The organism is Cronobacter sp. JZ38 (assembly GCF_008932145.1).
GTDB classification, from domain to species: Bacteria; Pseudomonadota; Gammaproteobacteria; order Enterobacterales; family Enterobacteriaceae; genus Cronobacter; species Cronobacter muytjensii.
Map to the genome: position 1 here is coordinate 1,147,092 of NZ_CP017662.1, position 24,684 is coordinate 1,171,775.

Sequence of the window (24,684 nt, forward strand, 5' to 3'; positions counted from 1 at the left end):
AACCGCCGCCCGGTGGGCCTGCCAGCGACCTGAATTAAGAGGCCATCGCTGATAAGGGCGCGCCGCCGCTGCCATGAAAGCGCAAATGGCACATGATAGTCCGGCGGTTATCTGTAATAATTACCGTTTTGGTAATAAACCGAGTGAATCATGCAGTACCCGATTAATGAGATGTTCCAGACCCTGCAGGGCGAGGGTTACTTTACCGGCGTGCCCGCCATTTTTATTCGTTTGCAGGGATGCCCGGTAGGCTGTGCCTGGTGCGACACCAAACACACCTGGGAGAAACTCGCCGATCGGGAAGTGTCGCTTTTCAGTATCATCGCGAAAACCAAAGAGAGCGATAAATGGGGCGCGGCGAGCCCGGAAGATCTGCTGGCGGCCATTGAACGTCAGGCTTATACCGCGCGCCATGTGGTTATTACCGGGGGCGAGCCGTGTATTCACGACCTGCTGCCGTTAACCGAGCTGCTGGAAGCGCACGGTTTTAGCTGCCAGATTGAAACCAGCGGCACCCACGAGGTGCGCTGCACCACCGGCACCTGGGTGACCGTGTCGCCGAAAGTGAACATGCGCGGCGGGTACGATGTGCTCGATCAGGCGCTGATGCGCGCCGATGAAATCAAGCACCCGGTAGGGCGCGTGCGTGATATTGAGGCGCTGGATGAACTGCTGGCGCGTCTGAATGACGAGAGACAGCGCGTGATTGCGCTTCAGCCTATAAGCCAGAAAGAAGACGCGACGCGTTTGTGCATTGAGACCTGTATCGCCCGCAACTGGCGATTGTCGATGCAAACACACAAATATCTGAACATTGCATAAAAACATCGCATAAAAAAAGAGGGGCTAAAGCCCCTCTTTTTTGGCGGGATGTTCGCTATCCCAACGCCACACAGCCTTATTCGCCGCGATAGACGCAGCCGGCGGTGCAGGTTTCTTTAATCATTACCGCGCTCAAAAGCGGCATACGGGGCTTCATCTGATCCCAAATCCAGCGCGCCAGCACTTCGCTGGTCGGGTTTTCGAGGCCGGGAATATCGTTCAGATAATAGTGATCCAGGCTGTCATAAATCGGTTTAAACGCCGCTTTCAGTTCGGCGAAATCGATAATCCAGCCGGTATGCGGGTCTACCTCGCCCGTGATCTCCAGGCGCACCATAAAGGAGTGTCCGTGCAGGCGACCGCATTTGTGGCCTTCGGGAACGTGAGGCAGTCGGTGAGCGGCTTCGAAGATAAAATCTTTAAACAGGGTGGTAGGCATAACGCAGTCTCAGTCTTGCTAAAAAACCGCCGCATAGTACCGGAATTGACCGTTTTTAGCATTAACTAAAACCGCCGTAAGCGGTAACCGCGTAAAACCTGGCGCGCATCTTTTTAATCCATATGGTTATCAACGGCTTATATAACCGGTTTTTACGTTTACGCTTATAGATAAAAGCGGTTAGTCCGTTTGGTTATTTATTATTTCCATCCCTTCTTTAATTGTTATTATCGCCGCCGTTAACCTTACTTTCTCTTCTGTTTTTACGATGAAAAACAGCTTTGCTACTGGAACATAACGACGCATGACGACTCAGGCCCCACCGAATGCTTTGCTCCCGCTCAGCCCGGAGCAGCTGGCTCGCCTTCAGACGGCGACTCATGATTTCACCCCCACGCAGCTCGCCTGGCTTTCAGGCTACTTCTGGGGAATGGTTAACCAACAGCCTGGTGCGGCGGTGGTGCAAACCCCCTCGGCGCCTGCGTCGGTCATTACGCTTATTTCCGCCTCCCAGACCGGCAACGCGCGCCGCGTCGCCGAAGCGCTGCGCGACGATCTGCTGGCGGCGCAGCTCAATGTGAATCTGGTTAACGCGGGCGACTATAAATTCAAACAAATCGCCCAGGAAAAATTGCTGGTCATCGTCACCTCCACGCAGGGGGAAGGGGACCCGCCGGAAGAAGCCGTCGCGTTGCATAAATTCCTGCTGTCGAAAAAAGCGCCGAAGCTTGAAGGCGCGGCGTTCGCCGTCTTTGGTCTTGGTGATACCTCGTATGAACGCTTCTGCCAGGCCGGGAAAGATTTTGATACCCGTCTTGCGGAGCTTGGCGGCGAGCGCCTGCTGGATCGCGTCGACGCCGATGTTGAATACCAGACCGCCGCCCAGGAATGGCGCCAGCGGGTGGTTGACGTACTGAAAGCGCGCGTGCCGAAAGAAGCGCCGTCACAGGCGGCGTTGACCGCCAGCGGCGCGGTGAATCTGGTCGATTCCACGCCTTATACCAAAGAAGCGCCGCTCACCGCGACGCTCTCGGTGAACCAGAAAATCACCGGCCGCCATTCGCAAAAAGATGTGCGCCATATCGAAATCGATCTGGGCGATGCCGGGCTGCGCTATCAGCCGGGCGACGCGCTCGGTGTCTGGTATCAGAACGATCCGGCGCTGGTGCAGGAGCTGCTTGAGCTACTGTGGCTGAAGGGCGATGAGACGGTGACGGTGGATGGCAAAACGCTGACGCTCAGCGAAGCCCTCCAGTGGCATTTTGAGTTGACGGTCAACACCGCGGCTATCGTTGAGAATTACGCCACGCTGACCCGCAGCGAAGCCCTGCTGCCGCTGGTGGGCGATAAAGCGAAGCTGCAGCAATACGCCGCCGCGACGCCCATCGTCGACATGGTGCGCTTCGCGCCTGCGCAACTTGAGGCTGAGCAGTTGACAGGGCTGCTACGCCCGCTGACGCCGCGCCTCTATTCCATCGCTTCGTCGCAGGCGGAAGTAGAAAACGAAGTCCACATTACCGTGGGCGTGGTGCGTTACGAGATTGAAGGCCGCGCCCGCGCGGGTGGCGCCTCAGGCTACCTTGCCGATCGTCTGGAAGAAGAGGGCGAAGTGCGCGTATTTATTGAGCACAACGACAACTTCCGCCTGCCGGCCACGCCCGAAACGCCGGTCATTATGATTGGCCCTGGCACCGGTATCGCGCCGTTCCGCGCTTTCATGCAACAGCGTGAAGCCGACGGCGCTACCGGTAAAAACTGGCTCTTCTTCGGCAACCCGCACTTTACTGAAGATTTCCTGTATCAGGTCGAGTGGCAGCGCTATGTAAAAGAAGGGCTGTTAAACCGCATCGACCTTGCCTGGTCCCGCGATCAGGAACATAAAATTTACGTACAAGACAAAATCCGCGAGCAGGGCGCGGAGCTGTGGCGCTGGATTCAGGAAGGCGCGCACATTTATGTCTGCGGCGACGCCAATCGCATGGCGAAGGATGTCGAGCAGGCGTTACTGGAAGTGATTGCGGCTTACGGCGAGATGGATGCCGAGGCGGCGGATGAATATTTAAGTGAGCTGCGCGTTGAGCGCCGTTACCAGCGAGACGTCTATTAATGAGCGAAAAATACCCAGGACCTCTGGTGGTCGAAGGAAAACTTTCCGACGCGGAACGCATGAAGCGGGAAAGTAACTTTCTGCGCGGCACCATTGCTGAAGATTTACATGACGGGCTGACCGGCGGGTTTAATGGTGATAACTTCCTGCTGATCCGTTTTCACGGCATGTATCAGCAGGATGACCGCGATATCCGCGCCGAGCGTGCCGCCCAGAAGCTGGAGCCGCGTCACGCCATGATGCTGCGCTGCCGTCTGCCGGGCGGCATCATGACGCCGCAGCAGTGGCTTTCCATCGACAAGTTCGCCGAGGAAAACACCATTTACGGCAGCATCCGTCTGACCAACCGCCAGACGTTCCAGTACCACGGCCTGTTGAAGAAAAACGTGAAGCCGGCGCATCAGATGCTGCACTCCGTGGGCCTCGACGCGCTGGCGACCGCCAACGACATGAACCGTAACGTGCTCTGCACGTCTAACCCGGTCGAGTCGCAATTACATGCCGAAGCTTACGAGTGGGCGAAGAAACTCTCCGAGCATCTGCTGCCGCGCACCCGCGCCTATGCGGAAATCTGGCTCGATCAGGAGAAAGTCGCGACCACGGACGAAGAGCCGATCCTCGGCCCGACCTACCTGCCGCGTAAGTTTAAAACCACAGTCGTGGTGCCGCCGCAAAACGATGTGGATCTGCACGCCAACGATATGAACTTCATCGCGATTGCCGAAAACGGCAAGCTGGTGGGCTTTAATCTGCTGGTGGGCGGCGGGCTGTCCATTGAGCACGGCAACAAGAAAACCTACGCGCGTACCGCGACCGAGTTCGGCTACATTCCGCTGGAGCATACCCTGGCGGTGGCCGAAGCGGTGGTGACCACCCAGCGCGACTGGGGCAACCGTACCGATCGTAAAAACGCGAAAACCAAATATACGCTGGAGCGCGTCGGGCCGGACGTGTTCAAAGCCGAAGTAGAGCGCCGCGCGGGCGTGACGTTTGAGCCGGTTCGCCCTTATGAATTTACCGGTCGCGGCGATCGCATTGGCTGGGTGAAGGGCATTGATGATAAATGGCACCTGACGCTGTTTATTGAAAATGGCCGTATTCTCGATTTCCCGGACAAGCCGCTGAAAACCGGTCTGAAAGCGATAGCGAAGATCCATAAAGGGGATTTCCGCCTGACCGCCAACCAGAACCTGATCGTGGCGGGCGTGCCGGAAGCCGACAAGGCGAAGATAGAGCAGATCGCCCGCGACCACGGCCTGATGGCTAGCGTGACGCCGCAGCGTGAAAACTCTATGGCGTGCGTGTCGTTCCCGACCTGCCCGCTGGCGATGGCGGAGGCGGAGCGTTTCCTGCCGTCGTTTATCGATAAAGTGGACGGCATCATGGCGAAGTATGGCGTAGCGGACGATCACATCGTGCTGCGCGTCACTGGCTGCCCGAACGGTTGCGGCCGTGCGATGCTGGCGGAGCTGGGGCTGGTCGGCAAAGCGCCGGGACGTTACAACCTGCACCTGGGCGGTAACCGCATCGGGACGCGTATTCCGCGCATGTATCGCGAAAACATCACCGAGTCGGAAATTCTCGACACGCTTGATGTTCTCGTCGGTCGCTGGGCGAAAGAGCGCGAGCCCGGCGAAGGGTTTGGCGATTTCACCGTGCGCGCCGGGATCATTCGCCCGGTACTCGATCCCGCGCGGGATTTCTGGGAATAAGCGTTTCGCGCGCGGTGCGGTAGCGGTGGAGGCGCGGCGCGTATCCACCCTACGTGCTGGTTAGCAGAGCGTGGCAGCAAAGCGCACCCGCTATCTTTTAACCGCCATCCGTGCCGGGCGCATGGCGCAGGCCAGATAACACTTTTGCAAGCGAGGTTCACATGTCCGTACTCGATCTCCATGCGTTAAATGCACTGGAAAAAGAAGACCGCGCTGATGCGCTCGCCGACACCAACGCGCAGCTTGAGGCATTAAGCGCCGAAGCGCGTGTCGGCTGGGCGCTGGAAAACCTGCCGGGCGAGTTTGTGCTCTCTTCAAGCTTCGGTATTCAGGCGGCGGTCTGCCTGCATCTGGTTACGCAACAGCGTCCGGATATTCCGGTTATCCTCACCGATACCGGCTATCTCTTCCCGGAAACGTACCGCTTTATCGACGAACTGACGGAAAAGCTCAATCTGAACCTGCACATCTACCGCGCCGAACAGAGCCCGGCCTGGCAGGAAGCGCGCTACGGCAAGCTGTGGGAGCAGGGCGTTGAAGGGATCGAGAAATACAACGAGATAAATAAAGTAGAGCCGATGAACCGCGCGCTGAAAGACCTTAACGCGCAAACCTGGTTTGCCGGCCTGCGCCGCGATCAGTCCGGCAGCCGCGCGAACCTGCCGGTGCTGGGCGTCCAGCGCGGCATCTTTAAGATCCTGCCAATCATCGACTGGGATAACCGCACCGTATATCAGTACCTGCAAAAGCATGGGCTGAAATACCACCCGCTGTGGGATGAAGGTTATCTCTCGGTAGGGGATACGCACACGACCCGCAAATGGGAGCCGGGCATGGCGGAAGAAGAGACCCGCTTTTTCGGTCTCAAACGCGAATGCGGCCTGCACGAAGGCTAACGAAAAGCGCGCCCCGGGGCGCGCTTTTTACTTCTCGGCCTTCGCCAGCGTTTTTACCAGCGGCAGCAGGACGCGCATCACGTCGCGACAGCGCTTATTAATGCGCCCAGGAAGCGCCTGATCCAGGTATTGCAGATTATCCTGACGCGCATTATGCGCCACCGGCCCGACGGCGTGGCGGCCGCGATGGCGGGCGGGATCGTTGACCGCCGAAATCGACAGTACCGGAATGCCCGCTTTATCAAACGCGACGGCGTCATTATCCGCAGGCGTCACGCTGCTGGCGGCGACCGGAATGCCGAAACGTCGCGCGAGCTTCAGCGCACTGTCGCGCGTCAGGGCGCGTACCGCGGCGGGCGTGCTTTTACCGCTGGTAAACGCCAGTTTATCGCCCGCCACCAGATGGCTGAGATTAATCACCAGCAGCGTCTGTTTTTTCTCAAGCGCGCTCATGCGTTTCAGCAGGTTTTCCGCGCCCATGCCGCCTTCTTCTTCGCCGCTGGTGGCGATAAAACGCACGCCGTAGCGCGTCGGCACATCTTTAAGGCGCTCCGCGAGCTCCAGCATTACGCCGACCCCCGCCGCGTTATCATCCACGCCCTGTAGCGTCAGCCCGCCGAGATTATTATCCACATCCGCGTCGGTCAGCGGCGCGTAGGTATCAAGGTGCGCCATCACAATAATCTGCTGCGGCGCCGCGCCCTCATGGGCGGCGATAACCGTGCTGCCGGTGACGTTCTGCCAGTTAGTGCGATGATTTCCGGCGGTATAGACATAACGGCTGTGAAATGCGCGGATATCGCTCTGATACCCAAGGCGTACAAACTGCTGGCGCAGATAATCCGCAGCCAGCATCTCGGCAGGCGATCCGGTCATACGGCCTGGAAATAAAGTGGCGATGTGGCGGGTCTGCTCACTGGCGATATCGCCTGGGTGAAGGGGTTGCGAAAAAGCGGGCAGGGTGAAGCATACGCTCAGCGCCAGGCTCAGGGTGCAGCGGCGCACTGCGGAAAACATAGAACGTCCTTACTCAAAAAAGCGCGACCAGTTAATGGCGCTTAGTATGAAACTGTGACGGCGGTTACACAATTTGATTTGCGGTTAAACGCCCGAAATTTCACGGCTTAAGCACTTTTTGATATTTGCTTATCTGGCGCCTTATTCCTTTGTGGAACTATAAATGCCAATTCGTAATTTCATCTGTTATCTGCCTCCCCCTATAGTCCCCTCTGGTCCCCTGTTGTTAGCGAGTTGTATCGCCGTGGAATATCTCCCGTTATTTGCTCAACTGAAACAGCGCCCCGTGCTGGTCGTCGGCGGCGGCGAAGTGGCGCTGCGTAAAATTGCGCTGCTGCGCCGCGCGGGCGCCTGCGTCTGCGTGGTCGCGAAAAAGCTACATCCAGAGCTCGCGGCGCTGGAGCAGGAAGGCGCGCTGCGCTGGCTGGCGCAGACCTTTGAGCCTTCGCAGCTCGACGCGGTGTTTCTGGTCATTGCGGCGACCAACGACGAGGCGCTTAACCGCCGGGTGTTCGACGAAGCGAACGCCCGACAGCGCCTGGTTAACGTGGTGGACGACCAGCCGCTGTGCTCCTTTATTTTCCCGTCGATAGTCGACCGCTCGCCGCTTATCGTCGCTATCTCCTCCAGCGGCAACGCGCCAGTGCTGGCGCGACTCCTGCGTGAGAAAATCGAATCTCTGCTGCCGGCAAGCCTCGGGCGGATGGCCGAGGTCGCGGGCAGCTTTCGCGATCGTATTAAAGCGCGCATTCCCACGACCGACGGACGCCGTCGCTTCTGGGAAAAAGCCTTTCGCGGCCGCTTCGCCAGCCTGATGGCGGCGGGCGATACCCGCGCCGCCGAAGCGGCACTGGAGGCGGAGCTCGACGCGCCGCAAACCGCGCAGGGCGAAATTATTCTGGTTGGCGCGGGGCCGGGCGACGCCGGGCTGCTGACGCTGCGCGGGTTACAGGTGATGCAGCAGGCGGATGTCGTGCTGTACGACCATCTGGTCAGCGACGGCGTGCTGGATCTGGTGCGCCGCGACGCCGACCGCATCTGTGTGGGCAAACGTGCGGGCGCGCACGCGGTGGCGCAGCATGAAACCAACCAGATGCTGATTGACCTTGCCCGCGAGGGCAAAACCGTGGTGCGTCTGAAAGGCGGCGACCCGTTTATTTTCGGGCGCGGCGGTGAAGAACTTGAGGCGGCCAAAGCCGCAGGCGTGCCGTTTCAGGTGGTGCCCGGCGTGACGGCCGCCAGCGGTGCGACCGCCTATGCGGGCATTCCGCTGACCCACCGCGATTACGCCCAGAGCGCGGTTTTCGTCACCGGCCACTATAAACCCGACAGCGAGCCGTTCGACTGGGCGCTGCTCGCGAAGAGCCGTCAGACGCTCGCCATCTATATGGGCACCATGAAAGCGGCGGAGATCAGCCAACAGCTAATCGCCCACGGACGAGACGCCACGACGCCGGTTGCGGTCATCAGCCGCGGCACGCGAGACGATCAGCGCGTGCTGACCGGCACGCTTGATGCGCTCAGTATTTTAGCGAAAGACGCGCCGATGCCCGCCCTGCTGGTGGTCGGCGAAGTGGTGCAGCTCCACCAGCAGCTCGCCTGGTTTCAACATTCAACCGACGCGGAAGCCATTCGTTCTTCCGTGGTGAATCTGGCTTAAGGAAAGGTTATGGATCAAAAACGACTCACTCACCTGCGGCAACTGGAGGCGGAAAGCATCCATATCATTCGTGAAGTGGCTGCGGAATTCGCTAACCCGGTGATGATGTACTCCATCGGCAAAGATTCCAGCGTGATGCTGCACCTGGCGCGCAAGGCGTTTTATCCCGGCACGCTGCCGTTCCCGCTGCTGCATGTGGATACCGGCTGGAAGTTTCGCGAAATGTACGAATTCCGCGACCGTACCGCCAAAGCCTACGGCTGCGAACTGCTGGTGCATAAAAACCCGGAAGGCGTGGCGATGGGCATTAACCCGTTCGTGCACGGCAGCGCCAAACACACCGACATCATGAAAACCGAAGGGCTGAAGCAGGCGCTTAATAAATACGGTTTTGACGCAGCCTTCGGCGGCGCGCGCCGCGATGAGGAGAAATCCCGCGCCAAAGAGCGCATCTACTCCTTCCGCGACCGCTTCCACCGCTGGGACCCGAAAAACCAGCGCCCGGAGCTGTGGCATAACTACAACGGCCAGATCAACAAAGGCGAAAGCATCCGCGTCTTCCCGCTCTCTAACTGGACCGAGCTGGATATCTGGCAATACATCTACCTGGAAAATATCGAGATCGTTCCGCTGTATCTGGCCGCCGAACGTCCGGTGCTGGAGCGTGACGGCATGCTGATGATGATCGATGACGATCGCATCGATTTGCAGCCGGGCGAAGAGATCAAACCGCGCATGGTGCGCTTCCGTACCCTTGGCTGCTGGCCGCTGACCGGCGCGGTGGAATCCAGCGCGCAGACGCTGCCGGAGATCATTGAAGAGATGCTGGTCTCCACCACCAGTGAGCGCCAGGGGCGCGTTATTGACCGCGACCAGGCAGGCTCAATGGAGCTTAAAAAACGTCAGGGTTATTTCTAAGGAGCCGCCATGAATACCACTATCGCACAACAGATCGCCAAAGAAGGCGGCGTGGAATCCTATCTGCACGCCCAGCAGCACAAAAGCCTGCTGCGTTTTCTGACCTGCGGCAGCGTGGATGACGGGAAGAGCACCCTGATTGGCCGCCTGCTGCACGATACCCGACAGATTTACGAAGATCAGCTCTCGTCGCTGCACAATGACAGCAAACGTCACGGCACACAGGGCGAAAAGCTCGATCTGGCGCTGCTGGTGGATGGTTTACAGGCCGAGCGCGAACAGGGCATCACGATTGACGTGGCGTACCGCTACTTTTCGACTGAAAAACGCAAATTCATCATCGCCGACACTCCGGGGCACGAGCAGTACACCCGCAATATGGCGACCGGCGCATCAACCTGCGATCTGGCGATCCTGTTGATGGACGCCCGTAAAGGCGTGCTGGACCAGACCCGCCGCCACAGCTTTATCTCGACGCTGCTGGGTATCAAACACCTGGTTGTGGCGGTCAACAAGATGGATTTGGTGGACTTCAGCGAAGAGACGTTTGAACGTATTCGTCAGGATTACCTGAGCTTCGCCGAACAATTGCCTGGCTCGCTGGATATCCGCTTTGTGCCGCTGTCGGCGCTGGAAGGCGACAACGTGGCGATGCAGAGCCTGAACATGGGCTGGTACACTGGCCCGACGCTGCTGGAAGTGCTGGAGAACATTGAAATTCAGCGCGTGGTTGACGAGCAGCCGCTGCGCTTCCCGGTGCAGTACGTCAACCGTCCGAACCTCGATTTCCGTGGTTATGCGGGCACCGTCGCGGGCGGCGTGGTGAAAGTGGGCCAGCGCGTGAAAGCGCTGCCGTCCGGCGTGGAATCGAGCGTGGCGCGTATCGTGACGTTTGACGGCGATTTGCAGGAGGCGGGCGCGGGCGAGGCCGTCACGCTGGTCCTGAAAGATGAAATCGACATTAGCCGTGGCGACCTGCTGGTAGACGCTTCGCAAAGCGTGGCCGCCGTGCAGAGCGCGGCGGTGGACGTAGTCTGGATGGCCGAGCAGCCGCTGGTGCCGGGCCAGAGCTACGACATCAAAATCGCCGGTAAGAAAACCCGCGCGCGCGTGGACAATATCCAGTATCAGGTTGATATCAACAACCTGACCCAGCGCGTGGAGGAAAACCTGCCGCTCAACGGTATCGGCCTTGTGGATCTCACCTTCGACGAGCCGCTGAACCTCGATAAATATCAGGAGAACCCGGTCACCGGCGGCCTGATTTTCATTGACCGTCTCTCAAACGTGACGGTGGGCGCGGGCATGGTGCGCGAACCGCAACAGGATGTGTATCAGGAGCCTTCCGCTTACAGCGCCTTTGAGCTGGAGCTGAATCAGCTGATTCGCCGTCACTTCCCGCACTGGGGCGCGCGCGATCTGCTGGGAGGCAAATAATGGCGCAGCATGACGAAAATGTCGTCTGGCACGCCCATCCGGTGACCGCGGCGCAGCGCGAGCAGCTCCACGGCCACCGCGGCGCGGTGCTGTGGTTTACGGGGCTTTCGGGCTCCGGAAAATCTACCGTCGCCGGGGCGCTGGAAGAAGCGCTGCACCAGCTTGGCGTCAGTACGTATCTGCTTGACGGCGACAACGTGCGCCACGGCCTGTGCAGCGATCTGGGCTTTAGCGATGAGGATCGCAAAGAGAATATCCGTCGCGTCGGCGAAGTGGCGAAACTGATGGTGGATGCGGGGCTTGTGGTGCTGACCGCGTTTATTTCGCCGCACCGCGCCGAGCGTCAGCTGGTGCGCGAGCAACTGGGGGAAGGGCGCTTTATCGAAGTGTTTGTGGATACGCCGCTTGAGGTCTGCGAAGCGCGCGATCCGAAGGGGCTTTATAAAAAGGCGCGCGCCGGGGAACTGCGCAATTTTACCGGCATCGACGCGGTGTATGAAGCGCCGCAAAACCCCGAAATTCATCTCGACGGCCAACAATTGGTAACAAATTTGATTGCGCAATTGTTAGACCTGCTGCGTCGCGAAGATATCATCAAATCCTGAGACCGCGCCGGGAGTGCTTTTCCCGGCCCGTCACGTCACAGGATAAGCTATGCGTAATACCACGAACATGATTGTCACCCAGGCGGAGACCGCGCCTGCCGTCGAAGAAACCACCTGGGCCTGGCCTGGCGCCGTGGTGGGGTTTATCTCGTGGCTGCTGGCTCTTGGCGTTCCCTTTCTTCTCTATGGCTCCAACACGCTCTTTTTTCTGCTCTACACCTGGCCGTTTTTCCTGGCGCTGATGCCGGTGGCCGTGGTGGTGGGGGTCGCGGTCTTCTCGCTGCTGGAGCGCAGGCTGGTCTACAGCAGTCTCGCGACGCTGATAAGCGTCGGGCTGATGTTCGGGCTGCTCTTTTTCTGGCTGGTGAGCTGACGCCTCGCGTTTTTCACGCTCTCTCAACAGGCGCATGCGCATCGGCGCGCTTTCTGTGGTACATTCTGCCGCTGTTTAATTTCTTAACCTGCACGTCGTAGCAAGCCGGGTAGAGTCCGGCGGGAAGTTATGGGATGATGAAGCCGTTTTTCAGGGGGCAGAATGGGTAAACTAACGCTGCTATTGCTGGCTTTGCTGGTCTGGCTACAGTATTCGCTGTGGTTTGGAAAAAACGGCATCCACGACTATTCCCGCGTAGCCGACGACGTGGCGGTACAGCAGGCCACCAACGCCAAACTCAAAGCGCGTAACGATCAGCTTTTCGCCGAGATAGACGATCTCAACGGCGGTCAGGAAGCTATCGAAGAGCGCGCGCGCAACGAATTAAGCATGACTAAACCTGGCGAAACCTTCTATCGCCTGGTGCCGGACGCAGCCAAACGCGCCGGTGGGTCTGCGCAAAATAATCGATAACCAGAAGCGGGTTTTACACATGGCGCCCCCCTTTGCGGACGTGATTGCCGTGGTGCCGGCGGCCGGAATCGGCAGCCGTATGCAGACGGAATGTCCAAAACAATACCTCACCATCGGGAACAAAACGATTCTCGAACATGCGGTCGCGCCGCTGTTGCAGCATCCGCGTATCAGCCGCGTCATCATTGCCATCAGCCCCGCCGACACCGCCTTCGCCCGGTTGCCGCTGGCGTCTCATCCTGACGTTCAGGTGGTGCGCGGCGGCGCGCAGCGGGCCGATTCCGTGCTGGCAGGCCTTCAGGCCGCAGGCGACGCGCGCTGGGCGCTGGTGCATGACGCCGCGCGTCCCTGCCTTGACGCCCAGGATCTGGCGCGCCTGCTGGCGCTGACAGACACCAGCCGGGTGGGCGGCATTCTCGCCGCCCCTGCCTGCGACACCATGAAACGCGCGGAGCCGGGTAAGCCGGCCATCGCGCACACGGTCGATCGCGAAAACCTCTGGCATGCGCTCACCCCGCAGCTCTTCCCGCTGGAACTGCTGCGCGACTGCCTGACGCGCGCGCTCACGGACGGCGCGACCATTACCGACGAAGCCTCCGCGCTCGAATATTGCGGCTTCCATCCGGAGCTGGTCGTGGGGCGTTCGGACAATATCAAAGTTACCCGCCCGGAGGATCTCGCTCTGGCGGCGTTTTATCTTACCCGGTTAACCTCAATGGAGACGGCATAATGCGTATCGGACATGGTTTTGACGTACACGCCTTTGGAGGCGCAGGCCCGATTATTATTGGCGGCGTCCGTATTCCTTATGAGCAGGGGCTGCTGGCGCACTCCGACGGCGATGTCGCGCTGCACGCGCTGACCGACGCGCTGCTCGGCGCTGCGGCGCTGGGCGATATCGGCAAACTCTTCCCGGACACCGATCCGGCGTTTAAAGGCGCCGACAGCCGCGAGCTGCTGCGCGAGGCCTGGCGCCGGATTCAGGCGAAGGGCTACACGCTCGGCAACGTCGATGTCACCATCATCGCGCAGGCGCCGAAAATGGCGCCGCACATTCCGCAGATGCGGGTGTTTATCGCCGAAGATCTCGGCTGCCATATGGATCAGGTCAACGTCAAAGCCACCACGACCGAAAGGCTCGGCTTCACTGGCCGTGGCGAAGGCATCGCCTGCGAGGCGGTGGCGCTGCTGATGAAGGCCAACGCATGAGCGAATTCAACACGCTGCGCTGGCTGCACGGTCAGCCGCAAGGGCAGGGGAAACTGAAAGCCAGCCCGACAGACTTTCAGGTCGTTGAGGATTTAGGCTTCGCGCCGGACGGCGAGGGCGAACACCTGCTGGTGCGCATTCGTAAAACCGGCTGCAATACCCGCTTTGTGGCCGACGCGCTGGCGAAATTTCTTGGCATTGCGGCGCGCGAAGTCAGCTTTGCAGGCCAGAAAGATAAGCATGCGGTGACCGAACAGTGGCTGTGCGCGCGTCTGCCCGGCAAAGAGATGCCTGCGATGCGCGCGTTCACGCTGGAAGGCTGCGAGGTGCTGGAGTTCGCCCGTCATCGCCGCAAACTGCGTTTAGGGGCGCTTAAGGGCAACCGCTTCTCGCTGGTGCTGCGCGACATCACCCACCGCGACGAAATCGAACAGCGGCTGAACCTGATCGCCGAAAAAGGCGTGCCGAACTATTTCGGTCCGCAGCGTTTCGGGATTGGCGGTAGCAATATTCACCAGGCGCAGCGCTGGGCGCAAACCGGCCAGCCGCCGCGCGAGCGCAATAAGCGCGGTTTTGCGCTCTCTGCCGCGCGTAGCCTGATGTTTAACCAACTGGTGAGCGCAAGGCTCGAAAAAACCGATTTTAATCAGGTCATCGACGGCGACGCGCTACAGCTTGCCGGGCGCGGAAGCTGGTTTGTCGCCACGCCGGAAGAGCTACCCGACTTACAGGCGCGCGTGGACAGCGGCGAGCTGCTTATCACCGCCGCGCTGCCGGGCAGCGGCGACTGGGGCACCCAGCGCGCGGCACTGGCGTTTGAGCAGGCAACGCTTGCCGACCAGACCGACCTGCTGACGCTGATGACCCGCGAAAAGGTCGAGGCCGCGCGTCGCGCGATGCTGTTGTTCCCGCGCGAGCTGCGCTGGCAGTGGCAGGATAACGCGACGCTTGAGGTCAGCTTCTGGCTGCCCGCCGGCAGCTTTGCCACCAGCGTTATCCGGGAGCTGTTCACGACCGTGGATGAGCACGCGGATATCGGCGAGTAGCCGTTCCACCTGCGTAGTTACCGTGGTGATGCATGAAAAAACCGCCTCAGGGCGGTTTTTTTACGGCCGAACACCCGCCTTTATTCCAACAGCAGAGGCCAGTCGCCAGGCAGCTCCATATTTTCGCGCAGTCGGCCTGCCGCAACGTGGCTTTATCATCAAAAATGAACTAATAACTGATGACGCGAAGCGCGGGACACGGCGTTAAAAGGTGGCGGCGCAATGGTGAACATAATGCACGGCCCTGGGCGCGCAAAGCGCATTTCAGGCGAACGTCCTGTAATGTAACGACATGATCTTGCGGAAATCGACCCTACCGGACAGCATCATCGCGCGTTAGAATGCCTGCGAGCGGCTATCCGGCAACCTGCCTGAAGAATGTTCAGCGAAAGCAAAACAGAAAAACCAGGACATGTTTTAAGGGATAACACTTCAATGTTTAACACCAGGAAAGGATTACGCGCTTTATGCGGATATTGTTAAGTAACGATGACGGGATCCACGCGCCGGGCATTCAGGCGCTGGCGAAGGCGCTGCGTGAGTTCGCCGACGTTCAGGTGGTGGCTCCCGACCGCAACCGTAGCGGCGCGTCTAATTCGTTAACGCTTGAATCCTCGCTTCGCACGTTTACTTACCCCAACGGCGATATCGCGGTGCAGATGGGCACGCCCACCGACTGTGTGTTCCTCGGCGTCAACGCGCTGATGCGCCCGCGCCCGGATGTCGTTGTCTCCGGCATTAACGCCGGGCCGAATCTGGGCGATGACGTGATTTACTCCGGCACCGTGGCTGCGGCGATGGAAGGCCGTCATCTTGGGTTGCCTGCGCTGGCCGTGTCGCTGAATGGTCATGAGCATTACGACACCGCGGCCGCTGTCACCTGTACGCTATTACGCGCGCTGGCGCGCGAGCCGCTGCGCACCGGGCGCATTCTTAACGTGAATGTGCCCGACCTGCCGCTTGAGCAGATCAAAGGCATTCGCGTCACCCGCTGCGGCAGTCGCCATCCGGCGGATAAAGTCATTCCGCAGGAAGATCCGCGCGGCAACACGCTTTACTGGATAGGGCCGCCGGGCGATAAACTCGACGCTGGCCCGGATACCGATTTCGCCGCGGTGGATGAAGGCTATGTTTCCGTAACGCCGCTGCATGTCGATTTAACCGCGTACAACGCGCAGGATGTGGTCACCCGTTGGTTGACCAGCGCCGGAGTGAACGGGCAATGGTAAACAATCGTGTTCAGACCCTTCTCAATCAACTGCGTGCTCAGGGCATCAAAGATGACCGCGTACTTGAGGCAATTTCGCGCGTGCCGCGTGAAAAGTTTGTCGATGAAGCGTTTGAGCACAAAGCCTGGGAAAACGTGGCGCTGCCGATTGGCTCGGGGCAGACCATTTCTCAGCCTTATATGGTGGCGCGTATGACGGAGCTGCTGGCGCTGACGCCCGCCTCAAGGGTGCTGGAAATCGGCACCGGCTCTGGCTACCAGACGGCGATTCTGGCTCATCTGGTGCATCACGTCTGCTCGGTCGAGCGCATCAAAAGCCTGCAATGGCACGCCAGACGGCGTTTAAAGCAGCTCGATCTTCACAACGTTTCAACCCGTCACGGGGATGGCTGGCAGGGGTGGCAGGCGCGCGCCCCGTTTGACGCTATTATTGTGACGGCCGCGCCGCCTGAGATCCCGACAGCGCTCCTGTCGCAACTGGACGAGGGCGGCATTCTGGTTCTTCCCGTGGGCGATGAGCAGCAGGTATTAAAGCGTGTTCGTCGGCGGGGGAGCGAATTTATTATCGACACCGTAGAAGCTGTGCGCTTTGTTCCTCTGGTGAAAGGGGAACTGGCGTAAACCAGGAATTTTTCCTGTGTTTTTAGCACGCTTTCAGCGTATGGTGAGCGAAAATCGCGTCGGCCAGACGCTGAAAAGAGCGGTCGTCATCGTATTTATTAAGAAGTAAACCATTCCAGGGGGATAAATGAGCGCGGGAAGCCCAACCTTCACAGCACGCCGAGTCGCGGCGCTGTCACTGATTTCGCTTTGTCTGGCGGCATGTAATTCAAATAACTCCTCCGCACCGGCGCCCGTCAGCTCTGTTGGCGGCAGCGCAAGCAGCAGTAGCGCAGGCACCAGCGCAGGCGGCGGGATGATCATGCCGCCTTCGAACATGTCGACGCAGAGCCGCCCGGCGCAGAGCCAGCCGGCACCCGTTCAGCCGCAAATCAGCTCGCCGCGTCAGGCGCAGGTCATCCCCGAACAGCCGGTTCAGACCCAAAATGGCCGCATTGTTTACAACCGTAAGTATGGGAATATTCCGAAAGGAAGCTATACCGGCGGCAGCACCTATACCGTGAAACGTGGCGATACGCTGTTTTATATCGCCTGGATAACCGGGAACGATTTCCGTGATTTGGCCCAGCGTAACCACATTGAAGCCCCGTATGGCCTCAATGTCGGGCAAACCTTGCAGGTGGGCAACGCATCTGGTACGCCGATCACAGGTGGCAATGCAATTACGCAAGCTGATGCAAGCGCACAAGGAATAGTCTCAAAACCTGCGCAAAATACCAGCACGGTGGTTGCGTCGAAACCGACAATTATTTACTCTGAGGATTCAGGTGAACAGAGTGCTAACAAAATGTTGCCTGGGAATGTGAGCTCTGGGGCAGTCGTAGCTCCTTCCACAGCACCTGCTGTTAGCACGACAGAACCGACCGTAAGTAGCACGACCAACAGTGCACCTGTCGCTACCTGGCGCTGGCCGACTGAAGGCAACGTTATCGAGAACTTCTCCGCCGCAGAAGGGGGGAACAAAGGGATCGATATCGCAGGCAGCAAAGGACAGGCTATCGTCGCAACCGCAGAGGGTCGCGTCGTGTACGCCGGTAATGCGCTTCGCGGTTACGGTAATCTTATTATCATCAAACACAACGATGATTACCTGAGTGCCTACGCCCATAACGACACTATGCTGGTCCGGGAACAACAAGAAGTTAAGGCGGGGCAAAAAATCGCTACCATGGGTAGCTCCGGAACCAGTTCAACACGCTTGCATTTTGAAATTCGTTACAAGGGGAAATCCGTAAACCCGCTGCGCTATTTGCCGCAGCGATAAATTGGCAGAGTGCGCTTCTTCAGGCGCTTTGCTCAGGGATCACGGGTAGGAGCCACCTTATGAATCAGAATACGCTGAAAGTTCATGACTTAAATGAAGACGCGGAATTTGATGAGAACGGAGTTGAGGCTTTTGACGAAAAAGCCTTGGTAGAAGAGGAACCCAGTGATAACGACCTGGCTGAAGAAGAGCTGCTGTCGCAGGGTTCAACACAGCGTGTATTAGATGCTACTCAGCTGTATCTGGGCGAGATTGGTTATTCTCCGCTGTTAACGGCTGAAGAAGAAGTTTACTTTGCGCGCCGCGCTCTGCGTGGTGACGTCGCCTCCCGCCGTCGCATGATCGAAAGTAACCTGCGTCTGGTGGTTAAGATTGCCCGTCGTTACAGCAATCGTGGTCTGGCGCTGCTGGATCTGATTGAAGAGGGCAACTTGGGGCTGATTCGCGCCGTTGAGAAATTTGACCCGGAACGCGGGTTCCGCTTCTCAACCTATGCGACCTGGTGGATTCGTCAGACCATCGAACGGGCAATCATGAACCAAACCCGTACGATTCGCCTGCCGATTCACATCGTGAAGGAGCTTAACGTCTATCTGCGTACCGCGCGTGAACTGTCCCATAAACTGGACCACGAGCCGAGCGCAGAAGAGATTGCTGAACAGCTGGATAAACCGGTTGATGACGTTAGCCGTATGCTGCGCCTGAACGAGCGCATTACCTCTGTCGACACCCCGCTGGGTGGCGATTCAGAGAAAGCGCTGCTCGATATCCTGGCCGATGAAAAAGACAACGGCCCGGAAGACACCACGCAGGACGATGATATGAAACAGAGCATCGTCAAATGGCTGTTCGAACTGAACGCCAAACAGCGTGAAGTCCTGGCTCGTCGTTTCGGCCTGCTCGGTTACGAAGCGGCAACGCTTGAAGATGTCGGTCGTGAAATCGGCCTGACTCGTGAACGCGTTCGCCAGATTCAGGTTGAAGGCCTGCGCCGTCTGCGTGAAATCCTGCAGGGTCAGGGGCTGAACATCGAAGCGCTGTTCCGCGAATAACCACCTGTCCCCTCAAAAAAGGCCAGTCTTTGACTGGCCTTTTTCTTTTATATCAACTGTTTAAACCTGGCGCGTTTCATGCAGATGACGCCAGCACGGCTTCCCTTCATGCAGTTCAAACACCACGGTAGACCAGCGCACCGTGATCTCCTGCCCCGTTTTTTGCGTTTCCCGATACCCGACGACTGCGCCCGCAGGCCATTCGGCGATAAGGGACAGACTATCGACCTCAATCGCGAGCCCCGGTCGGCTGCCGCGCGCGGCGCTGAAAAAGGCGCGTAAGGCTATGGCATCGAGCGGCGCGCCGTTTAATGGGATCATCGAATAGTCAGCGCGAAAGCGGGCCAGCAGCGCCTCAACGTCGCCTTCACCCTGACCGAGCCAGCGCTCAATCGCCACATGAGCATCCACGACTTCCATAAACCAGCAGTTCATTACTTTTCCTTCTCTGATAAAAATGGCAGGACGACCGCCGCAGAAGGCAGCCGCCACGCGAAAAAGATCGGCAGCAGCGTCATCGCCGCCGCAAGCGCAAAGGTGGCGCGCCAGGCTGCGGGCGGCACGAGCAGATGCATCAGCACGTTCAGCACGACGCTGATAAGCGTAACGCCAAAGCAGAAGCTGAGCTGGCGGTTAATATTCCACAGCGCGCTGGCGTCAGGCAGATCTGCGTGCGCGGTATGTAAAAACGCGCTGCTTTGCGCCGTACTGCTGCACAGGCTGCCGCCTGCGCCCATCAAACCAAAGGCGGCGACCAGCAGCGCCCACGGGGTATCTGGCCCGGCCTGCGTCAGCAGCACGATACCGCCCGCCTGCAACAGGCAGCCGGTGATAAGCAGCGGGCGCGGGCCGAGACGGTTAAACAGCCGGGCGGTCGCGGAGATAGCCATAAACGATGCCACCGACCACGGCACCATCAGCGCGCCGCTGGCGGCCGGAGAGCGTCCGGCGACCGTCTGAAGCCAGAACATGCCGACCACATTCACGCCAATAAACATGCCGGGAACGCACTGATAGACCAGCATAGATAAGCGCATTAGCGGCTCGCCCATGAGACGCACCTTCAGCAGCGGCGCCGGGTGATGTCGACAGCGACGCAGCATCCACGCGAGAAGCGCCACGCCGCCCGCGAGGCAAATTACCGCCAGCAGCGGCTGCGTGTTCTCGCTAAGTCCGCTCAGCCCGTACAACAGTAGCAACAGCCCGCCTGCGCCAGAAAGCGCGCCCGGGATATCAAGCGGACGGCGAACGGCAGGTGCCGCGTCGGGTTTCAGCCAGCACCAGGCCATCAGGAGTGAGGTAAGCGAAAGCGGAAGGCTTGCTAAAAAGACCCCATGCCAGCTGGCGGCCTGCACCATCACGCCGCCGAGCGCCGGCGACAGCGCAGGCGCCAGCAAGCCCGTCAGCATCACGGCAGACGCAAGCCTTGCACGCTCATGTTTCGCGAAAAGTTGCCACGCCAGCGCCTGGCCTGTCGGGATCAGCAAACCGCCGCCCGCGCCCTGAATCACGCGCCAGAAGATAAGCGACTCCAGCGACGTCGCCATGCCGCAGGCGGCGGTAGCGAGGCTGAAGATCGTCAGCGAGAGTAAAAAAACGCGGCGCGCGCCCAGACGCTGCGTCAGCCAGGCGCTGAGCGGTATAACGACCGTCAGCCCGGCGATATAGCCGTTGCTTATCCAGGCAAGCTGCGTCACGGTCGCGTTCAGCGCCTCGCCGATAGCCGGAAAAGCCACTGCCGCGATAAACATATTGATTAAATCGAGAAAAAAGCCCAGCAGATAAATCAGCGTGACTCGGTTGCGGTAGCTCATGGTATGCCCTCTGTGGAAGAGGGGCACTGTAAACGCCCGGCGCGTCAGGAAAAACTGCGTCCGGGTTGATATACTGTCAAAACTTTTTTGACAATCGGCCTAATGACGATGCTTAACTTAACGCGGCTTGCGACCTTCGTCGCCGTCGTGGAGGCAGGGAGCTTTACCGCCGCCGCCGCCGCCCTCGGCCAGACCAAAGCGGTGGTGAGTGTTAATATCCGCCAGCTTGAGGCTGAGCTTGGCGTGACGCTGCTGCTGCGCTCGACGCGTCGCCTGACGCTGACCGACGCCGGCGAGCGGCTTTATCAGCGCAGCCTCGCGCTTTTGAAAGACGCCGATGCGCTGCGTGAAGAAGTGCAGGCCAGCCATCAGGGGTTTAGCGGCGAGCTGCGCGTCACCACGACGCCGGAATACGCCAGCTATGTGGTCGGCCCGGCGCTGGCGGCGTTCAGCCGCGCGCATCCGGCGCTGCGAGTTCGCCATTTCTCCTCATCGCAGCCTGCCGATCTGATTTCGCAGCGCGTCGATGTCGCTATCCGGCTCGGTACGCTGCAGGACTCCGCTTACCGGGCGGCGCTGATCGCGCGTTTTGCGATTATGCCTGTCGCCTCGCCAGCGTGGTTACAGCGCCACCCGGTGTCGTCACTCGAAGCACTCAGCGAGGCTGACTGGCTGGTGCATACCCGGCTGGCGTCCCCGCTGCGCTGGGAACTCACCGGCCCGGACAACGCGCCGGCGCGGTTTGAAATCACGCGCTCGCCCGCCATTGCCGCCGACAGCGCAGGCGCGTTAATGACTTTTGCGCTGGAGGGCTGCGGCGTGGCGCTGCTGCCGGAATGGCTGGTGGCCGACGCGCTGGCGCGGGGGCATCTGATGCGCCTGCTACCGGCGTACCGTTTTCCGGCACAGGGCGTCTATGCGGTCTACCCCGATGCGCGGCATGTTTCCGGCAAAGTGCGGGGGTTTATCGATTTCCTGCGCGCCCGCGTCGCGGGCGAGCCATAGCGTTACGCCTCGTCAATCATTCTTGCGATAAGCGCCGCGAACTGCGCGCGCTCTTCTGCGCTCAGCTTGCCCAGAAATGCCTCATCCACCGCGTCGCCCTTCGGAATGCTGGCGCGCAGCAGCGCCTCGCCTTCCGGAGTCAGGAAAATAAACCGGCGGCGCTTATCTTCCGGCGCGCTTTCACGGCGCACCAGTCCGCGGCTCTCCATGCGGCTCAGCATCTCCGCCAGCGTCGCTTTGGTGCTGACGGCGGCTTCCATCAAAGCCACCTGTTCAATGCCGGGGTTTTCGGCGATAGAGCGCAGCACGGCGTATTGCGGCTTGGTCAGCTCAGGCAGCGCCAGCTGCCACTGCGCCGTATGCCGCTGAAAAAGCTGACGTAATAAATGAAACGCGTGTTGTTTAACGGCCATGCGTTCTCCTGGCTCAGGATTTTCTCACCATCATAACCGCTCTGCCTCTGAAAGCTAAGGCGGCAGTTTTTAACAAAAAGTGTGACTGCATACGAACGATCTTGCCAGCTTCCTTAACCGGGCGTACTTTTAATTTATATGTTCGTACACGAACAATAATTGAGGTAACGCATGAGACTGATAGTCGGAATGACGGGCGCGACCGGCGCGCCGCTTGGAGTCGCGCTGTTGCAGGCGCTGAAAGCGATGCCCGAGGTGGAAACCCATCTGGTGATGTCAAAGTGGGCCAAAACCACGATTGAGCTTGAAACGCCCTATTCCTGGCAGGACGTGGCGGGACTGGCTGACGTGGTGCACAGCCCGGCGGATCAGGCGGCGACCATCTCATCCGGTTCGTTTCGCACCGATGGCATGGTGATTATTCCCTGCAGTATGAAAACGCTGGCGGGCATCCGCGCCGGGTATGCCGAGGGACTGGTGGGCCGCGCCGCCGATGTGGTGCTGAAAGAGGGCCGCAAGCTGGTGCTGGTGCCGCGTGAAACCCCGCTCAGCACAATCCATCTGGAAAACCTGCTGGCGCTCTCGCGCATGGGCGTGGCCATCGTGCCGCCCATGCCGGCCTGGTACAACCATCCCCAGTCGCTCGACGACATCATTAACCATATTGTCGCCCGCGTGCTCGATCAGTTTGGGCTCGACGCCCGCAACGCTCGCCGCTGGCAGGGGCTTGGCCCCGCGAAAGACGCTGACACCCATTTATCACGAGGAGGAGAAACGCATGGCGTTTGACGATCTGCGCAGTTTTTTACAGGCGCTTGAAGAGCAGGGACAACTGCTGAGGATCAGCGAAGAAGTGCAGGCGGAACCGGATATCGCCGCTGCCGCCAACGCGGCCGGACGCATCGGTGAAGGCGCGCCCGCGCTCTGGTTTGACAATATTCGCGGCTTTACCGATGCGCGCGTCGCGATGAACACCATCGGCTCCTGGCAAAACCACGCCATTTCGCTGGGCCTGCCGCCCACCACGCCGGTGAAGCAGCAAATCGAAGAGTTCATCCGCCGCTGGGATAAATTCCCGGTCGCGCCCGAGCATCGCGACAATCCGCCGTGGGCGGAAAACAGCGTTGATGGCGAGGATATTAACCTGTTCGATATCCTGCCGCTGTTTCGCTTAAACGACGGCGACGGCGGTTTTTATCTTGATAAAGCCTGCGTGGTGTCGCGCGATCCGCTCGATCCGGATCATTTTGGCAAGCAGAACGTCGGCATTTATCGTATGGAAGTTAAAGGCAAGCGTAAGCTCGGCCTGCAACCGGTGCCAATGCACGATATCGCGCTGCATCTGCATAAAGCCGAAGAGCGCGGCGAGGATTTACCGATCGCGATTACGCTTGGCAACGATCCTGTCATCACGCTGATGGGCGCGACACCCCTGAAATACGATCAGTCGGAGTATGAAATGGCGGGCGCGCTGCGCGAAAGCCCGTACCCGATAGCCACCGCGCCGCTGACCGGCTTCGATGTGCCGTGGGGCTCCGAAGTCATTCTGGAAGGGGTGATTGAAGGGCGCAAACGCGAGATTGAAGGGCCGTTCGGCGAGTTCACCGGGCACTATTCCGGCGGGCGCAACATGACGGTAGTGCGTATCGATAAAGTCTCTTACCGCACGAAACCGATTTTCGAATCGCTCTATCTCGGTATGCCGTGGACGGAAATCGACTATCTGATCGGGCCTGCTACCTGCGTGCCGCTTTACCAACAACTGAAAGCGGAGTTCCCGGAGGTGCAGGCGGTCAACGCGATGTACACCCACGGGCTGCTGGCAATTATCTCCACCAAAAAACGCTACGGCGGCTTTGCCCGCGCGGTCGGGCTGCGTGCGATGACAACGCCGCACGGGCTTGGCTATGTGAAGATGGTGATTATGGTTGATGAAGATGTCGATCCGTTCGATCTGCCGCAGGTGATGTGGGCGCTCTCGTCCAAGGTCAACCCGGCGGGGGATCTGGTGCAGTTGCCGAATATGTCAGTGCTGGAGCTGGATCCGGGCTCAAGCCCGGCAGGCATTACCGATAAACTGATTATTGATGCCACCACGCCTGTCGCGCCCGACAACCGCGGCCACTACAGCCAGCCGGTGAAAGACCTGCCGGAAACCCCGCAGTGGGTGGAAAAACTGACCGCCATGCTGGCTAACCGTAAAAAATAAGGAGACGAGATGATTTGCCCACGTTGTGCCGATGAAACCATCGAAACTATGGCGACGTCGCCGGTCAAAGGCGTCTGGACGGTGTATCAGTGTCAGCACTGCCTTTACACCTGGCGCGACACCGAGCCGCTGCGCCGCACCTGCCGAGAGCATTATCCCGAAGCGTTCCGGATTACGCAGGAGGACATCGATAACGCGCCGGAAGTACCGACAGTGCCGCCGCTGCTGGCGCAGGATAAGAGGTAACGATAGCCATAAAAAGGTGGGTTCGCGTTGCTTACCCACCCTACAACACTTCTGTAACTTTCTGACCGTAGGGCGGGTAAGCGCAGCGCACCCGCCATTCACGAATACGCCATCCAC

26 protein-coding genes are annotated in these 24,684 nt (G+C 59.4%); 21 read left to right on the forward strand and 5 right to left on the reverse strand.

The annotated features are described in order from the left end of the window. The first annotated feature begins 150 nt into the window (after positions 1 to 150). Positions 151 to 822, forward strand: a complete 672-nt coding sequence (queE, locus tag BJP61_RS05380; RefSeq protein WP_171997945.1) for a 7-carboxy-7-deazaguanine synthase QueE — start codon at positions 151 to 153, stop codon at positions 820 to 822. Between the two features lie 76 nt (positions 823 to 898). On the opposite strand, the gene queD is transcribed toward queE, so the two are convergent. Next, entirely contained in the window at positions 899 to 1,261 is a 363-nt protein-coding gene (queD, locus tag BJP61_RS05385; protein WP_038869466.1) for a 6-carboxytetrahydropterin synthase QueD, read from the reverse strand. Between the two features lie 304 nt (positions 1,262 to 1,565). Between queD and cysJ the strand changes: the two genes are divergently transcribed. The 3 genes from cysJ to cysH all read left to right on the forward strand — a co-directional run bounded on the left by cysJ (position 1,566) and on the right by cysH (position 5,976). Then, positions 1,566 to 3,368, forward strand: a complete 1,803-nt coding sequence (cysJ, locus tag BJP61_RS05390; protein WP_171997946.1) for an NADPH-dependent assimilatory sulfite reductase flavoprotein subunit — start codon at positions 1,566 to 1,568, stop codon at positions 3,366 to 3,368. Next, the gene (cysI, locus tag BJP61_RS05395; protein WP_075193384.1) at positions 3,368 to 5,080 is read left to right on the forward strand and encodes an assimilatory sulfite reductase (NADPH) hemoprotein subunit; all 1,713 of its coding nucleotides are present in this window, start codon (positions 3,368 to 3,370) and stop codon (positions 5,078 to 5,080) included. Before cysJ ends, cysI begins: the two co-directional genes overlap by 1 nt. A gap of 161 nt (positions 5,081 to 5,241) precedes the next feature. Beyond that, on the forward strand, positions 5,242 to 5,976 hold the full coding sequence (gene cysH / locus BJP61_RS05400; RefSeq protein WP_171997947.1) for a phosphoadenosine phosphosulfate reductase: 735 nt from the start codon (positions 5,242 to 5,244) through the stop codon (positions 5,974 to 5,976). Between the two features lie 27 nt (positions 5,977 to 6,003). On the opposite strand, the gene BJP61_RS05405 is transcribed toward cysH, so the two are convergent. After that, positions 6,004 to 6,993, reverse strand: coding sequence for an aminopeptidase (locus tag BJP61_RS05405; protein ID WP_038868165.1), 990 nt, complete (start codon positions 6,991 to 6,993; stop codon positions 6,004 to 6,006). A 244-nt stretch (positions 6,994 to 7,237) separates the two neighbouring features. On the opposite strand from BJP61_RS05405, the gene cysG reads away from it, so the two are divergent. The 13 genes from cysG (at position 7,238) to rpoS (ending at position 18,880) form a co-directional block, all read left to right on the forward strand. Continuing rightward, the gene (cysG, locus tag BJP61_RS05410; RefSeq protein WP_075193385.1) at positions 7,238 to 8,653 is read left to right on the forward strand and encodes a siroheme synthase CysG; all 1,416 of its coding nucleotides are present in this window, start codon (positions 7,238 to 7,240) and stop codon (positions 8,651 to 8,653) included. Between the two features lie 9 nt (positions 8,654 to 8,662). Then, complete coding sequence (gene cysD, locus BJP61_RS05415; RefSeq protein WP_038868170.1) at positions 8,663 to 9,571, forward strand: sulfate adenylyltransferase subunit CysD; 909 nt, start codon at positions 8,663 to 8,665, stop codon at positions 9,569 to 9,571. 9 nt (positions 9,572 to 9,580) lie between these two features. Continuing rightward, positions 9,581 to 11,008, forward strand: coding sequence for a sulfate adenylyltransferase subunit CysN (cysN, locus tag BJP61_RS05420; protein WP_171997948.1), 1,428 nt, complete (start codon positions 9,581 to 9,583; stop codon positions 11,006 to 11,008). Beyond that, positions 11,008 to 11,613, forward strand: coding sequence for an adenylyl-sulfate kinase (gene cysC / locus BJP61_RS05425; RefSeq protein ID WP_075193386.1), 606 nt, complete (start codon positions 11,008 to 11,010; stop codon positions 11,611 to 11,613). Before cysN ends, cysC begins: the two co-directional genes overlap by 1 nt. Before the next feature lie 49 nt (positions 11,614 to 11,662). Then, positions 11,663 to 11,986 carry a DUF3561 family protein gene (locus BJP61_RS05430; RefSeq protein WP_038868176.1) on the forward strand — a complete coding sequence of 108 codons (324 nt, stop codon included), beginning with the start codon at positions 11,663 to 11,665 and terminating at the stop codon, positions 11,984 to 11,986. A gap of 162 nt (positions 11,987 to 12,148) precedes the next feature. Beyond that, on the forward strand, positions 12,149 to 12,460 hold the full coding sequence (gene ftsB / locus BJP61_RS05435) for a cell division protein FtsB (RefSeq protein WP_007730488.1): 312 nt from the start codon (positions 12,149 to 12,151) through the stop codon (positions 12,458 to 12,460). Positions 12,461 to 12,479: 19 nt separating this feature from the next. Continuing rightward, entirely contained in the window at positions 12,480 to 13,190 is a 711-nt protein-coding gene (gene ispD / locus BJP61_RS05440) for a 2-C-methyl-D-erythritol 4-phosphate cytidylyltransferase (RefSeq protein WP_171997949.1), read from the forward strand. Next, positions 13,190 to 13,669: a 2-C-methyl-D-erythritol 2,4-cyclodiphosphate synthase gene (gene ispF / locus BJP61_RS05445; RefSeq protein ID WP_038868183.1), complete on the forward strand. Its 480-nt coding sequence runs from the start codon at positions 13,190 to 13,192 to the stop codon at positions 13,667 to 13,669. The genes ispD and ispF overlap by 1 nt, the downstream gene beginning before the upstream one ends. Then, on the forward strand, positions 13,666 to 14,715 hold the full coding sequence (gene truD, locus BJP61_RS05450) for a tRNA pseudouridine(13) synthase TruD (protein ID WP_171997950.1): 1,050 nt from the start codon (positions 13,666 to 13,668) through the stop codon (positions 14,713 to 14,715). The genes ispF and truD overlap by 4 nt, the downstream gene beginning before the upstream one ends. A 467-nt stretch (positions 14,716 to 15,182) precedes the next feature. Further along, the gene (surE, locus tag BJP61_RS05455; RefSeq protein WP_007730467.1) at positions 15,183 to 15,944 is read left to right on the forward strand and encodes a 5'/3'-nucleotidase SurE; all 762 of its coding nucleotides are present in this window, start codon (positions 15,183 to 15,185) and stop codon (positions 15,942 to 15,944) included. Further along, positions 15,938 to 16,564: a protein-L-isoaspartate(D-aspartate) O-methyltransferase gene (locus tag BJP61_RS05460; RefSeq protein ID WP_038868195.1), complete on the forward strand. Its 627-nt coding sequence runs from the start codon at positions 15,938 to 15,940 to the stop codon at positions 16,562 to 16,564. The genes surE and BJP61_RS05460 overlap by 7 nt, the downstream gene beginning before the upstream one ends. A 127-nt stretch (positions 16,565 to 16,691) precedes the next feature. Further along, a complete protein-coding gene (gene nlpD / locus BJP61_RS05465; protein ID WP_171997951.1) occupies positions 16,692 to 17,828 on the forward strand; it encodes a murein hydrolase activator NlpD in 1,137 nt (378 codons plus the stop codon). A gap of 59 nt (positions 17,829 to 17,887) precedes the next feature. Further along, a complete protein-coding gene (gene rpoS, locus BJP61_RS05470; protein WP_007663544.1) occupies positions 17,888 to 18,880 on the forward strand; it encodes an RNA polymerase sigma factor RpoS in 993 nt (330 codons plus the stop codon). A gap of 60 nt (positions 18,881 to 18,940) precedes the next feature. Here rpoS and BJP61_RS05475 read toward each other — a convergent pair whose 3' ends face one another. Both BJP61_RS05475 and BJP61_RS05480 read right to left on the reverse strand, forming a co-directional pair. Beyond that, a complete protein-coding gene (locus BJP61_RS05475) occupies positions 18,941 to 19,315 on the reverse strand; it encodes a DUF4440 domain-containing protein (RefSeq protein ID WP_171997952.1) in 375 nt (124 codons plus the stop codon). Continuing rightward, positions 19,315 to 20,694 (reverse strand): MFS transporter, encoded by a 1,380-nt coding sequence (locus BJP61_RS05480; RefSeq protein ID WP_171997953.1) that lies wholly within the window; start codon positions 20,692 to 20,694, stop codon positions 19,315 to 19,317. The genes BJP61_RS05475 and BJP61_RS05480 overlap by 1 nt, the downstream gene beginning before the upstream one ends. 108 nt (positions 20,695 to 20,802) lie before the next feature. On the opposite strand from BJP61_RS05480, the gene BJP61_RS05485 reads away from it, so the two are divergent. Further along, a complete protein-coding gene (locus BJP61_RS05485; RefSeq protein WP_171999247.1) occupies positions 20,803 to 21,699 on the forward strand; it encodes a LysR family transcriptional regulator in 897 nt (298 codons plus the stop codon). A gap of 2 nt (positions 21,700 to 21,701) precedes the next feature. Here BJP61_RS05485 and BJP61_RS05490 read toward each other — a convergent pair whose 3' ends face one another. Next, complete coding sequence (locus BJP61_RS05490) at positions 21,702 to 22,112, reverse strand: MarR family transcriptional regulator (RefSeq protein WP_038868205.1); 411 nt, start codon at positions 22,110 to 22,112, stop codon at positions 21,702 to 21,704. 171 nt (positions 22,113 to 22,283) lie between these two features. Here BJP61_RS05490 and BJP61_RS05495 point away from each other — a divergent pair, with 171 nt between their 5' ends. The 3 genes from BJP61_RS05495 to BJP61_RS05505 are packed head-to-tail and all read left to right on the forward strand — an operon-like array spanning position 22,284 to position 24,567. Continuing rightward, complete coding sequence (locus tag BJP61_RS05495) at positions 22,284 to 22,901, forward strand: non-oxidative hydroxyarylic acid decarboxylases subunit B (protein ID WP_071603791.1); 618 nt, start codon at positions 22,284 to 22,286, stop codon at positions 22,899 to 22,901. Then, entirely contained in the window at positions 22,891 to 24,321 is a 1,431-nt protein-coding gene (locus tag BJP61_RS05500; RefSeq protein ID WP_075193393.1) for a non-oxidative hydroxyarylic acid decarboxylases subunit C, read from the forward strand. Before BJP61_RS05495 ends, BJP61_RS05500 begins: the two co-directional genes overlap by 11 nt. A gap of 9 nt (positions 24,322 to 24,330) precedes the next feature. Further along, entirely contained in the window at positions 24,331 to 24,567 is a 237-nt protein-coding gene (locus BJP61_RS05505; protein WP_075193394.1) for a non-oxidative hydroxyarylic acid decarboxylases subunit D, read from the forward strand. The last annotated feature ends 117 nt before the right edge of the window (positions 24,568 to 24,684 follow it).

Coding starts and splice junctions, on each gene's coding strand:
- queE (WP_171997945.1), top strand. CDS start 151: ATGCAGTACCCGATTAATGAGATGTTCCAGACCCTGCAGGGCGAGGGT.
- queD (WP_038869466.1), bottom strand. CDS start 1,261: ATGCCTACCACCCTGTTTAAAGATTTTATCTTCGAAGCCGCTCACCGA.
- cysJ (WP_171997946.1), top strand. CDS start 1,566: ATGACGACTCAGGCCCCACCGAATGCTTTGCTCCCGCTCAGCCCGGAG.
- cysI (WP_075193384.1), top strand. CDS start 3,368: ATGAGCGAAAAATACCCAGGACCTCTGGTGGTCGAAGGAAAACTTTCC.
- cysH (WP_171997947.1), top strand. CDS start 5,242: ATGTCCGTACTCGATCTCCATGCGTTAAATGCACTGGAAAAAGAAGAC.
- BJP61_RS05405 (WP_038868165.1), bottom strand. CDS start 6,993: ATGTTTTCCGCAGTGCGCCGCTGCACCCTGAGCCTGGCGCTGAGCGTA.
- cysD (WP_038868170.1), top strand. CDS start 8,663: ATGGATCAAAAACGACTCACTCACCTGCGGCAACTGGAGGCGGAAAGC.
- cysN (WP_171997948.1), top strand. CDS start 9,581: ATGAATACCACTATCGCACAACAGATCGCCAAAGAAGGCGGCGTGGAA.
- cysC (WP_075193386.1), top strand. CDS start 11,008: ATGGCGCAGCATGACGAAAATGTCGTCTGGCACGCCCATCCGGTGACC.
- BJP61_RS05430 (WP_038868176.1), top strand. CDS start 11,663: ATGCGTAATACCACGAACATGATTGTCACCCAGGCGGAGACCGCGCCT.
- ftsB (WP_007730488.1), top strand. CDS start 12,149: ATGGGTAAACTAACGCTGCTATTGCTGGCTTTGCTGGTCTGGCTACAG.
- ispD (WP_171997949.1), top strand. CDS start 12,480: ATGGCGCCCCCCTTTGCGGACGTGATTGCCGTGGTGCCGGCGGCCGGA.
- ispF (WP_038868183.1), top strand. CDS start 13,190: ATGCGTATCGGACATGGTTTTGACGTACACGCCTTTGGAGGCGCAGGC.
- truD (WP_171997950.1), top strand. CDS start 13,666: ATGAGCGAATTCAACACGCTGCGCTGGCTGCACGGTCAGCCGCAAGGG.
- surE (WP_007730467.1), top strand. CDS start 15,183: ATGCGGATATTGTTAAGTAACGATGACGGGATCCACGCGCCGGGCATT.
- BJP61_RS05460 (WP_038868195.1), top strand. CDS start 15,938: ATGGTAAACAATCGTGTTCAGACCCTTCTCAATCAACTGCGTGCTCAG.
- nlpD (WP_171997951.1), top strand. CDS start 16,692: ATGAGCGCGGGAAGCCCAACCTTCACAGCACGCCGAGTCGCGGCGCTG.
- rpoS (WP_007663544.1), top strand. CDS start 17,888: ATGAATCAGAATACGCTGAAAGTTCATGACTTAAATGAAGACGCGGAA.
- BJP61_RS05475 (WP_171997952.1), bottom strand. CDS start 19,315: ATGAACTGCTGGTTTATGGAAGTCGTGGATGCTCATGTGGCGATTGAG.
- BJP61_RS05480 (WP_171997953.1), bottom strand. CDS start 20,694: ATGAGCTACCGCAACCGAGTCACGCTGATTTATCTGCTGGGCTTTTTT.
- BJP61_RS05485 (WP_171999247.1), top strand. CDS start 20,803: ATGCTTAACTTAACGCGGCTTGCGACCTTCGTCGCCGTCGTGGAGGCA.
- BJP61_RS05490 (WP_038868205.1), bottom strand. CDS start 22,112: ATGGCCGTTAAACAACACGCGTTTCATTTATTACGTCAGCTTTTTCAG.
- BJP61_RS05495 (WP_071603791.1), top strand. CDS start 22,284: ATGAGACTGATAGTCGGAATGACGGGCGCGACCGGCGCGCCGCTTGGA.
- BJP61_RS05500 (WP_075193393.1), top strand. CDS start 22,891: ATGGCGTTTGACGATCTGCGCAGTTTTTTACAGGCGCTTGAAGAGCAG.
- BJP61_RS05505 (WP_075193394.1), top strand. CDS start 24,331: ATGATTTGCCCACGTTGTGCCGATGAAACCATCGAAACTATGGCGACG.